Origin of the sequence: Klebsiella sp. 141161 (genome assembly GCF_050600815.1) — a bacterium.
In the GTDB taxonomy this organism is placed as follows: Bacteria; Pseudomonadota; Gammaproteobacteria; order Enterobacterales; family Enterobacteriaceae; genus Klebsiella; species Klebsiella aerogenes.
Window position 1 is genome coordinate 879,104 of sequence record NZ_JAQIRN010000001.1, and the last position, 10,770, is coordinate 889,873.

Consider the following 10,770-nt stretch of genomic DNA (forward strand, 5'->3'; position numbering starts at 1 on the left):
CTGATGATTTTTTCACGAAGGAATTTTCTTAGATATATACTTCCATCCGCCTTTATTGTGGATGCAACCCTTAACAAATCAGAAGCTTCTCCAGTTGCTATTGCTAACGATAACACTCATTTAGAAAATAATGCAGTCCTTTCCGCCTCTCCCTTACATTATAAGGCTCAATACAGTAGTCAGCCAGATGATACGTCTGCGGTTCTTACAGCGATTAACGATTGTATTAAAAATAATAAATATCTTGACCTTAGGGGCGGGCCGTGGAAAATATCGAAAACTTTAGATCTGACAGGTGTCAAATCTATTATCACAGACTGGTCAGGTCGGCTAATTATCAATACAGATAATTTTCAAGCAACTAATAATAGTAATTTTGCTGTAATTATCGGAAACCCGGACTCTGATTATAAAAGTGATCGAGCAAATTATACAACAGTTAATGGCCTTTTGTGTATTATTGCTGAAGATCGAAAAATGCTTTTAAATGGATTGTTTATAAAAGGCTCACTTTTAAGCTTCGATTCTATACGAGTCATCGGATTTAATGGTTCAGGTATAGTATTATCTTCAGTATGGGATAGTTCTTTTAAAAGTCTGTCAAGCGAGCTTTGTGGCAACGTCCACAAATACCAAATAGCAATAATTAGCGGAGGTGATACCTCAAATTGCCTTTCAATCGATAGGATACAGTCGGAAAGAGCATTTCATAAATGTTTATATATAAACGCGATCCGTTCAACACTAAACACTCTACATGCGGAGAGAACTACGATTTTAACTAGAGATGATGGCTCAAACCTTTCATCTTCCTTAAAGTACACCAATGTCTCTATAACATTGAGTAACTGCGTTCTAAATCAAGTTATTCATGACACGTCCGCAAAAAGTAATGATCTTAGCAAATCAGAGAAAATTGTTGCAGATAAATCATCCGTTGTCTTAAATTTAGTTGATACTATTCTTAATTCTGCTCATTTAAATGGATGTGTTCTATCAACCTCAATGGCAATAAGATCTCAATTTAATTCTGTTTTCTGCGAATCATGGTTCTTTGAGGATATCCAGTCAATAGATAATTCTTCAATCGACTGCTCAAACATTAGTAAAACACTTGTAATCACTCGAAATCTATTATTACAAAATTCAAACCTGGCATCACTCACTATGCCAGAGAATGCCCACAACATACTTATCGATAAATGTAAAATCAGCAACGTTTCTATAAGTAAAAAAATCACCGGCAATATACTATTTCGCTCCTGCCTATTCCAGCCAGAGATGGAATTATTGGAAACAGGTAGCCAAAGTGATACAACGCCACAAATATCACTTTCAGCAAACATCCCTGTTTCTTTTAATGATTGTATTTTCCTTGGCAAGGTTAAAGGAATGCAGAACTCCCAAGCAATATTTAAGGGGGGGTTTATTAATGATGCAGACATCGCGAGTGGATTTGTTGGTCAATTTTATAATGTGCAAATTAAAAAATTCACTTTCTCTGGTGAAGCGGCCTTTATAACCAATCAATGCATTATTGAGGATGTTATTTCATGGAGTCCTCCTAAGAATTTAATCGCGCCATTAGGTGTAAAATCTGAAATAATGAGTATTAAAAATGGACATACTCAATATTATTCCCCTGGAAACAATGGCCAGTGGCTATTAAAACAAAAAGATTAATATTTTAGAGGAAGTGCCACGTGGGAGTCTATCAAAGACTCCCATTTGAACTTGTATTATGTAAAAACATCATTTAAAAATGCGTCAAAAATGCTATAATCAATTAAATTGATATTCTCCATTTAATTTTATATCTTTTCTTTCGGAAGACTATATGGATTTTATGTAACTATGATAGAAAGAGAACAACAATCTTTCCTCTTCCACGACTACGAAACCTTCGGTACCAGTCCTTCGCTCGACCGGCCGGCGCAGTTCGCCGCCATCCGCACCGATAGCGATCTGAATGTCATTGGCGAACCGGAAGTCTTCTACTGCAAGCCTGCCGACGACTATCTGCCGCAACCGCAGGCGGTGATGATTACCGGAATTACGCCACAGGAAGCGCTGGCCAAAGGTGACAACGAGGCCGCTTTCGCCCGCCGCATCAACGATCTGTTCACGGTGCCGAAAACCTGTATCGTCGGCTACAACAATGTCCGCTTTGATGATGAAGTCAGCCGTAATATTTTTTACCGCAACTTCTACGATCCGTACGCCTGGAGCTGGCAGCATGATAATTCGCGCTGGGACCTGCTGGATGTGATGCGCGCCTGCTATGCCCTGCGCCCGGAAGGTATAAACTGGCCGGAAAATGAAGACGGTCTGCCAAGCTTCCGCCTTGAGCATCTGACCGTCGCGAATGGCATTGAGCATAGCAATGCCCACGATGCAATGGCCGATGTGTACGCCACTATCGCGATGGCGAAACTGGTGAAGGCCCGTCAGCCGCGCCTGTTTGAATATCTGTACAGTCATCGTAATAAACGCAAGCTGGCGACGTTAATTGACGTGCCGCAGTTGAAACCACTGGTCCACGTTTCCGGGATGTTCGGCGCCGCCCGCGGCAACACTAGCCTGGTCGCGCCGCTGGCCTGGCATCCGGATAACCGCAATGCGGTGATAATGGTTGATCTGGCGGGGGATATGTCACCGCTACTGGAGCTTGAGGCTGATACTCTGCGCGAGCGTTTGTACACCCCGAAAGACGAACTCGGCGATTTACCGGCAGTGCCGATTAAGCTCGTTCATTTAAATAAATGCCCGGTGCTGGCGCAGGCCAATACGTTGCGCCCGCAGGATGCCGACCGTTTAGGTATCAATATTCAGCGCTGCCTGGAGAACGCCCAACTGCTGCGCGCAAATCCGCAGGTTCGTGAGAAAGTGGTGGCCCTGTATGCCGAAGCCGAGCCGTTCGTGCCATCGGATAATGTTGACGCCCAACTGTACAACGGATTCTTTAGCGATGCCGATCGCGCGGCGATGAAGATAGTGCTGGAAACCGAACCCCGTAATCTGCCGGCGCTGGATATTACGTTTGCGGATAAACGCATTGAACGCCTGCTGTTTAACTACCGCGCGCGCAACTTCCCCGGTACGCTTGATGAAAACGAACAGCAGCGCTGGTTAGAGCACCGCCGTAACGTCTTTACGCCGGAATTTTTGCAGGCCTACGCCGATGAACTGCAGGTGATGTATCAACAGTATGCAGACGATAGTGAAAAACAGGCCCTGTTGAAGGCGCTGTGGCAATATGCGCAGGAAATCGTTTAACCCGGGCCAGGCCTTCACCGTAGCCCGGGAGTACTGACTTAACTTTTCGCGCGGCTGGCGATGATGTCGTCGGCCACGTTACGCGGCGCTTCCGCGTAATGATGGAACTCCATGCTATAGGTCGCGCGGCCTTGCGACATCGAGCGCAGCGTGGTGGAATAACCGAACATTTCGGCCAGCGGCACATCGGCACGAATAATCTGGCTACCGAAACGCTCCTCCATCCCCTGCACCATTCCGCGACGGGAAGAGAGATCGCCCATAATATTGCCGGCGTACTCTTCCGGCGTCTCCACTTCGACGTGCATCACCGGCTCCAGGATCACCGGGTCCGCTTTTCGCGCCCCTTCCTTAAAGCCGAAAATCGCCGCCATACGGAAAGCCATCTCGGACGAATCGACGTCATGATACGAACCAAACGTCAGGGTCGCTTTAACGTCGACAACCGGATAGCCCGCCAGCACGCCGGCGCCCATCGCTTCACGCAGCCCTTTTTCCACAGAAGGGATGTATTCACGCGGTACCACCCCGCCTTTGGTGGCATCTTCAAACACAAAACCGCTACCCGCAGCCAGTGGCTCCAGGGTCAGCACGACGTGCCCATACTGCCCCTTACCGCCGGACTGCCGCACAAATTTCCCTTCCACATCCTTCACCGTTTTACGGATGGTTTCCCGATAGGTAACCTGCGGACGGCCAATATTTGCCTCAACGCCAAACTCGCGTTTCATACGGTCGACGATAATCTCCAGATGCAACTCCCCCATCCCGGAGATAATCGTCTGCCCGGACTCTTCATCGGTATGCAGGCGGAAGGACGGATCCTCGGAAGCCAACCGCTGTAGCGCAATGCCCATTTTCTCCTGGTCGGCCTTGGTCTTCGGTTCAATCGCCAGCGAAATAACCGGTTCCGGGAACTCCATACGCTCGAGAGTGATGACCGCATCCGGATCGCACAGCGTATCACCCGTCGTGACATCTTTTAAACCCACGCAGGCGGCAATATCACCGGCATGCAGCTCGTCGACTTCGTGGCGATCGTTGGCATGCATCAGCACGATGCGCCCGATACGCTCTTTCTTGCCCTTCACCGGGTTAAAGACCGCATCGCCTTTTTTCAACGTTCCGGAATAGACGCGAATAAAGGTCAACTGGCCGACGTAGGGATCGGTCATGAGTTTAAACGCCAGCGCCGACAGCGGCTCATCGTCGCTCGGGTGACGTTCCGCCGGTTGCCCCTTGTCATCAATGCCCTGAATCGCCGGAATATCCAGCGGCGACGGCATTAACTCAACGACCGCATCGAGCATCCGCTGCACGCCTTTATTTTTAAAGGCGCTGCCGCAGAGCACCGGCTGGATTTCGCCGTCGACCGTGCGTTTACGTAGCCCGGCCACAATTTCCACTTCGCTCAGTTCACCGCTTTCGAGATATTTATCCATCAGCTCATCACTGGCTTCCGCCGCAGCCGAAACCATTTTTTCCCGCCACTCCTGAGCCGTCGGCAGCAGGTCATCAGGCACAGGCGCATAGCTGAACGTCATCCCCTGCGTTGCATCATCCCACAGAATGGCCCGCATCTTTATCAGGTCGACGACACCGGTGAAATGCTCTTCGGCGCCAATAGGGATCACAATGGGGACCGGGTTGGCCTTCAGGCGATCGATCATCATTTGCACCACGCGGAAGCAATCGGCGCCCGGGCGGTCCATTTTGTTCACGAACGCCAGTCGCGGAACGTGATACTTGTTGGCCTGCCGCCAGACGGTCTCTGACTGCGGCTGTACGCCGCCGACCGAGTCATAGACCATCACCGCGCCGTCCAGCACGCGCATCGAGCGTTCTACTTCGATGGTAAAGTCCACGTGCCCCGGGGTATCAATGATATTGATACGATGGGGCTCAAAGCTGCGGTCCATCCCGGGCCAGAAGCAGCTTACCGCTGCCGAAGTAATGGTAATCCCACGCTCCTGCTCCTGCGCCATCCAGTCGGTAGTTGCCGCGCCATCGTGTACTTCACCCAGCTTATGGCTCATCCCGGTGTAAAACAGAATGCGCTCAGTGGTGGTGGTTTTGCCGGCATCGATATGCGCGGAGATACCGATGTTGCGATAACGTTCGAGGGGGATGGGTCGGGGCATGATGCGTCCTTAGTCATTTTGACTGTCAATGAGCGGCTAAATCTGCCGCGGTTAGGTTTACGGCATCTATAATAGTACAATTGTACGAGTATACTCGAACTATTTTCACTATCACTGCTATCGGTCAGCTTGCGACGGCGCGCGTGGCGCAAGAAAAGGAGTTTGGGTATAGTAGCCGCCAGCCGCCAATACGGGTTGCTGTTCGCGTGAACAGCACAACCGCCGACACAGGAATATTATGATCGCCAATCACCCCGAACGTGAACAAATTCGCCTCGAAAATGTTCTTTTTGCCCTCGGCAACCCCTTGCGGCTGGAAATCATTCGCACGCTATCCGACGGCAGCGAGCAGAGCTGTAACGCGCTGCGCAAAGAAGATATCGCTAAATCCACCATGACTCACCACTGGCGGGTGCTGCGCGACAGCGGCGTGATCTGGCAGCGGCCACAAGGGCGTGAAAATCTCATTTCGCTGCGCCGCGACGATTTGGATGCCCGTTTTCCAGGACTGTTGGATACACTGCTTAATGTGATGCGACAGGAGAAGTAAGCCATCCCTGTCCCCCCGGTAAGGCGACAGGCGCCAGCGGGGGAAAACCAGCGGACGCCAAAAACAAAAAAGCCGGAGGTCTCCCTCCGGCTTTTCTTATCATAAAGCGTAATTACGCAACGTCTTCGTACTGCGGTACCGGGTTGCGGAAGCTTTTGGTTACGCACGCCAGGTAAATCAGACCGATACCGGCCCAGATCAGACCCAGGATCATCGAGCTCTCTTCCAGGTTAACCCACAGCGCGCCAACGGTCAGAGCGCCGCACATCGGCAGGAACAGATACTGGAAGTGGTCCTTCAGCGTCTTGTTGCGTTTCTCGCGGATCCAGAACTGGGAGATAACCGACAGGTTAACGAAGGTAAACGCCACCAGCGCGCCAAAGTTAATCAGCGCAGTCGCCATCACCAGATCAAAGTTAATCGCCAGCAGCGCGATCGCGCCAACCAGGATGATGTTCATCGCCGGGGTGCGCCAGGTCGGGTGAACGTAGCCGAAGAAGCTTTTCGGGAATACGCCATCACGGCCCATCACGTACATCAGACGCGCAACGCCAGCATGCGCCGCCATACCGGAAGCCAGCACGGTGATGGTGGAGAAGATCAGCGCGCCCACCTGGAAGGCTTTACCTGCCACATACAGCATAATTTCAGGCTGTGAGGCATCCGGATCCTTAAAGCGCGAGATATCCGGGAAGTACAGCTGCAGGAAGTAGGTGGCAAAAATGAAGATCAGGCCGCCAATCAGCGCAGTCAGGAAGATAGCGCGCGGAATAACGCGTTCAGCATCTTTGGTCTCTTCAGACAGATTGCTGATACCGTCAAAACCGGTAAATGAGAAGCAGAGTATCGTCGCCCCGGTAATCATCGGGATAACGTGCGCATCGCCGGACCAGAACGGACGGCTGCTGGCCAGCGTACCGGCGCCCTCGCCTTCAAATACGCCATACACCACCATGCCAAGTATCACGGCAATCAGCACCACCTGCAACACCACGATAACGGTATTGAAGTTGGCGACGGACTTGATGCTGCGCAGGTTGAAGGCGGTCATGAACGCGACCAGCGCGATAACAAACACCCACGATGGAATCGAAGGCACCAGCGCTTCAAAGTAGATTTTCGCCAGCAGGATGTTGATCATCGGCGCGAACAGGTAGTCGAGCAGAGAGGACCAACCCACCATGAAGCCTACGGTCGGGCTAATGGATTTCTGGGCGTAGGTATACGCGGAACCCGCGGAAGGATAACGGCGTACCAGCTTCCCGTAGCTCAGCGCAGTAAAAAGAATAGCGATTAACGCAAAGGCGTAGGCCGTCGGCACGTGACCGTCGGTCATACCAGAGACGATACCAAACGTATCGAACAGCGTCATCGGCTGCATATAGGCCAGGCCCATCATTACAACCGGAACTAACGTAAGCGTTTTACGTAATTCCACGCGAGAGGTATTTGGAGTAGCGTTATGCGACATAGTTATCCCCTTTTACGGTGAAGGCCAGCGCGTAAGCAAAAAATTGCCCCATTTCTTTCTATTCCTCAGCGACAACGACTGTCGGTTTTTAGTAAATATCTATCCGGTACGAAGCCCGGCCTCTTGGTATTGAATGATGTGTCTTTCGACCAAAAAAATAACCGACACTTTAAAAAAAGCGTCGGCTAGTCTCTGGTTTTCAGGCTGCGTATTTTGCAACAACTTCTGGCTTAATGACAAGATGTTGTAGGGTTTATTAATAGGCTAAGAATTCTAACCGACTAATATTCATACTATTTTAGTATTGTAGATCTGACGAATAGCACTATTTGCTAATATCGCTTGTAACCACCATTGCGCGGCAAGGCCAAAAACGTCTTCATTCCAGCCAATCCATGCCCGATGCAACCGCGCGGGTGTGGTAATGCGTTTCTCGACCAATTTTCCCTTCTCCAGCAAGGCCTCTGCCAGATAGCGCGGCAGGTAAGCCCAGCCCAGCCCGGCGCATACCAGCTCCAGCAGGCTATTCATATCATAAACCGTCACACTCTCCTGCTTTTCGCTTTGCAGCAACCCGGCATTGCAAATAATCGCCCGATATCGCTGTAACACCCGCAAATTCAACGGTTCCTTAGCCTGCGCCAGCGGATGATTAATCGCGACCACAAAACACAGATCCACATCGCCAAGCAGGCTAAAACCATAACCCACCAGCGTTGGCGGCTCGTTAAGCGCGCCCAGCACCATGTCGACCTCGCCTGCCGCCAGAGCATCCCAACCACCAGCGCTAGTGAACTGCAAACGGGTCACGTTGCGTTGTTGATAAAACTGTTCCATCAGTGAAGTTAAAAGAGAGAAAGGAAAAGTCATATCGACACTGATGGTCAGGGTATTTTCCCAGCCCTGATGTAGCCTGATGGCCTGCAGCTCAAGTTCGCGAGCGGTATGGAGTAGCTCACGTCCTTTCTCCAGCAGCATCTGCCCGGTGCAAGTAAAGCGCGCCCGATGACCACTGCGATCCAGCAGTTGGATATTCAGATCGCTTTCTAATTTATGGATGGTATAGCTTAGCGCCGAGGGGGTTTTATAGAGCTTTGCCGAGGCCGCGGCAAAGCTCCCCTCTTTATCTAAGGCATCAAGAATAACGAGAACATCCAGCAGTGGTTTCATCGCCCCCCCTTACGGTACGCGATCGTCTGCTGGCGGTTACTCCATCGGCATCACCAGCGGATCGGGGTACTGGTATTCAAAGCCAAGCTCATAGCATATCCGGTTGCCATCAATGATTTTGCCTTTACCCCCCTCCGGGTTATCGGTAAATACCGGTAACGGCAGCCCAAGTTCACGGGCCATCTGCGGATAAAAGACGCCGCGCGCCGGATGCTGCGGCGCACATATATTATAGATGTGTCCGCCTTTCGGAGCCTGAAGCAATAACTCAATCGCGGCAATAACGTCCTGCAGATGCACCAGATTGACCCCGTGCTGGCCATCCGGGGCCGATTTACCGGCAAAGAAACGGCCCGGATGGCGCGATGGTCCAACCAGTCCGGCAAGACGCAGAATATCCACCGAGGTCCCCGGCAACGCATGCAGCCAGTCCTCCAGCTCTTTCAGAACCCTGCCGCTGGCGGTTTGTGGATTGCGTGGCGAATTTTCCTTCATCGTTCCTTCGGTATTGCCATAAACCGAAGTCGAACTGGTAAAAATAATGCGTGGAATATGCCGCGAGAGCGCGGTATCGACAATCTCCTGCACCGCCTGTAGATAAAAATCTTCCCCGGGCCCCGTGCGCCGCGCAGGTAACGTGATGACCAGCGCATCGACGTTCATCATCGCGTCCAGATCCTCTGCATCACAGATCAACTGGGGTTCAAGGCGCAGCGGATACCCTTCAATTCCGCACATCCGCGCCGCCTCTACGCCGTCCTGCGTCGTTTTACTGCCGGTGACATGCCAACCGCGCGCCCGCAATGACAACGCAAGCGGCATGCCCAGCCATCCTAACCCGACAATCGCGACCTTTTTCATACCCTGGCTCCTGACTCATTCGCTGTGCTGATACTAGGCTACGCTAGCCTGCGAGACCTGACAATTTGTTCGGCGAATATGAAATGAATTAATGATGGAAAAAAGGGCTTGCTTTATTCGCCGCAACTGGTTTAGGTTAAAAGACATCAAATGCATAGTCATTCAAAGAGAATTTTATGAACAGCGTTCAATTTAAAAACCACCACCATCACCATCATCCTGACTAGTCTTTCAGGCGATGTGTGCTGGAAGACGTTTGGATCTTCCAGTGGTGCATGAACGCAAAGAGAGCCCCCGGAAGATTCACTTCCGGGGGCTTTTTTTTGGACCGAATTCGGACAGATTCAGACAGGTATTCAGAGGAAAACAACAATGTTAGACAACACCCGTTTACGCATAGCTATTCAGAAATCCGGCCGTTTGAGTGAGGATTCACGCGAACTGCTCGGCCGCTGCGGCATTAAAGTCAACCTGCACACCCAGCGTCTGATCGCCCTTGCGGAAAACATGCCGATCGATATTCTGCGCGTTCGCGATGACGATATTCCGGGGCTGGTGATGGACGGCGTTGTCGACCTTGGAATTATCGGCGAGAACGTGCTGGAAGAAGAGCTGCTGAGCCGCCGCGCGCAGGGCGAAGACCCGCGCTATTTCACCCTGCGCCGTCTCGATTTTGGCGGATGCCGCCTGTCGCTGGCGACACCGGTGGATGAAAACTGGAATGGCCCGGCGGCGCTGGACGGCAAACGCATCGCCACCTCTTACCCGCACCTGTTAAAACGCTATCTCGATCAGAAAGGTATCTCCTTTAAATCCTGTCTGCTGAACGGTTCTGTCGAAGTCGCGCCGCGCGCTGGCCTTGCCGATGCCATCTGCGATCTCGTTTCTACCGGCGCAACCCTTGAAGCCAACGGTCTGCGCGAAGTTGAAGTTATTTATCGTTCCAAAGCCTGCCTGATCCAGCGCGACGGTGAGATGGACGATGCGAAACAGCAGCTGATCGACCGTCTGCTGACCCGTATTCAGGGGGTTATCCAGGCCCGCGAATCGAAATACATCATGATGCACGCGCCGACCGAACGGCTGGAAGAAGTGGTGGCACTGCTGCCGGGCGCCGAGCGGCCAACTATTCTGCCGCTGGCGGGCGACAAACAGCGGGTAGCGATGCACATGGTCAGCAGCGAAACCCTGTTTTGGGAAACCATGGAAAAACTGAAAGCGCTGGGCGCCAGCTCCATCCTGGTGCTGCCGATCGAGAAGATGATGGAGTAATCCAGCAATCCGCATACGGGACAAACAGG

Annotated in this window: 10 protein-coding genes and 1 other annotated feature; of the genes, 5 read left to right on the plus strand and 5 right to left on the minus strand. The window is 51.5% G+C overall.

Annotation, left to right across the window (positions count from 1 at the left end; all coding sequences use genetic code 11):
- Window positions 1-3: 3 nt before the first annotated feature.
- Both PGR79_RS04250 and sbcB read left to right on the plus strand, forming a co-directional pair.
- The gene (locus PGR79_RS04250; RefSeq protein ID WP_162750159.1) at window positions 4-1,683 is read left to right on the plus strand and encodes a hypothetical protein; all 1,680 of its coding nucleotides are present in this window, start codon (window positions 4-6) and stop codon (window positions 1,681-1,683) included.
- Window positions 1,684-1,854: 171 nt separating this feature from the next.
- Complete coding sequence (sbcB, locus tag PGR79_RS04255; protein WP_430921109.1) at window positions 1,855-3,276, plus strand: exodeoxyribonuclease I; 1,422 nt, start codon at window positions 1,855-1,857, stop codon at window positions 3,274-3,276.
- Window positions 3,277-3,314: 38 nt separating this feature from the next.
- Here the strand turns inward: sbcB and fusA are convergent, their stop codons facing one another.
- Window positions 3,315-5,417 carry an elongation factor G gene (gene fusA, locus PGR79_RS04260; protein ID WP_430921111.1) on the minus strand — a complete coding sequence of 701 codons (2,103 nt, stop codon included), beginning with the start codon at window positions 5,415-5,417 and terminating at the stop codon, window positions 3,315-3,317.
- Window positions 5,418-5,655: 238 nt separating this feature from the next.
- Between fusA and PGR79_RS04265 the strand changes: the two genes are divergently transcribed.
- Window positions 5,656-5,967: an ArsR/SmtB family transcription factor gene (locus PGR79_RS04265; protein ID WP_015365828.1), complete on the plus strand. Its 312-nt coding sequence runs from the start codon at window positions 5,656-5,658 to the stop codon at window positions 5,965-5,967.
- 112 nt (window positions 5,968-6,079) lie between these two features.
- Here the strand turns inward: PGR79_RS04265 and plaP are convergent, their stop codons facing one another.
- The 4 genes from plaP to PGR79_RS04285 all read right to left on the minus strand — a co-directional run bounded on the left by plaP (window position 6,080) and on the right by PGR79_RS04285 (window position 9,469).
- Window positions 6,080-7,438 (minus strand): putrescine/proton symporter PlaP, encoded by a 1,359-nt coding sequence (plaP, locus tag PGR79_RS04270; RefSeq protein ID WP_015365827.1) that lies wholly within the window; start codon window positions 7,436-7,438, stop codon window positions 6,080-6,082.
- Window positions 7,428-7,490 (minus strand): membrane protein YoeI, encoded by a 63-nt coding sequence (yoeI, locus tag PGR79_RS04275; RefSeq protein ID WP_096335043.1) that lies wholly within the window; start codon window positions 7,488-7,490, stop codon window positions 7,428-7,430. Before yoeI ends, plaP begins: the two co-directional genes overlap by 11 nt.
- Window positions 7,491-7,726: 236 nt before the next feature.
- Complete coding sequence (locus tag PGR79_RS04280) at window positions 7,727-8,608, minus strand: LysR substrate-binding domain-containing protein (RefSeq protein ID WP_113373513.1); 882 nt, start codon at window positions 8,606-8,608, stop codon at window positions 7,727-7,729.
- 36 nt (window positions 8,609-8,644) lie between these two features.
- Window positions 8,645-9,469 (minus strand): SDR family oxidoreductase, encoded by an 825-nt coding sequence (locus PGR79_RS04285; RefSeq protein ID WP_045379289.1) that lies wholly within the window; start codon window positions 9,467-9,469, stop codon window positions 8,645-8,647.
- A gap of 176 nt (window positions 9,470-9,645) precedes the next feature.
- Between PGR79_RS04285 and hisL the strand changes: the two genes are divergently transcribed.
- Together hisL and hisG are read left to right on the plus strand one after the other, a co-directional pair.
- Window positions 9,646-9,696, plus strand: a complete 51-nt coding sequence (hisL, locus tag PGR79_RS04290; protein ID WP_009654477.1) for a his operon leader peptide — start codon at window positions 9,646-9,648, stop codon at window positions 9,694-9,696.
- Window positions 9,672-9,794, plus strand: a sequence feature (His leader region). It overlaps the preceding gene by 25 nt.
- 47 nt (window positions 9,795-9,841) lie before the next feature.
- Complete coding sequence (hisG, locus tag PGR79_RS04295) at window positions 9,842-10,741, plus strand: ATP phosphoribosyltransferase (RefSeq protein WP_045379285.1); 900 nt, start codon at window positions 9,842-9,844, stop codon at window positions 10,739-10,741.
- Window positions 10,742-10,770: the final 29 nt, after the last annotated feature.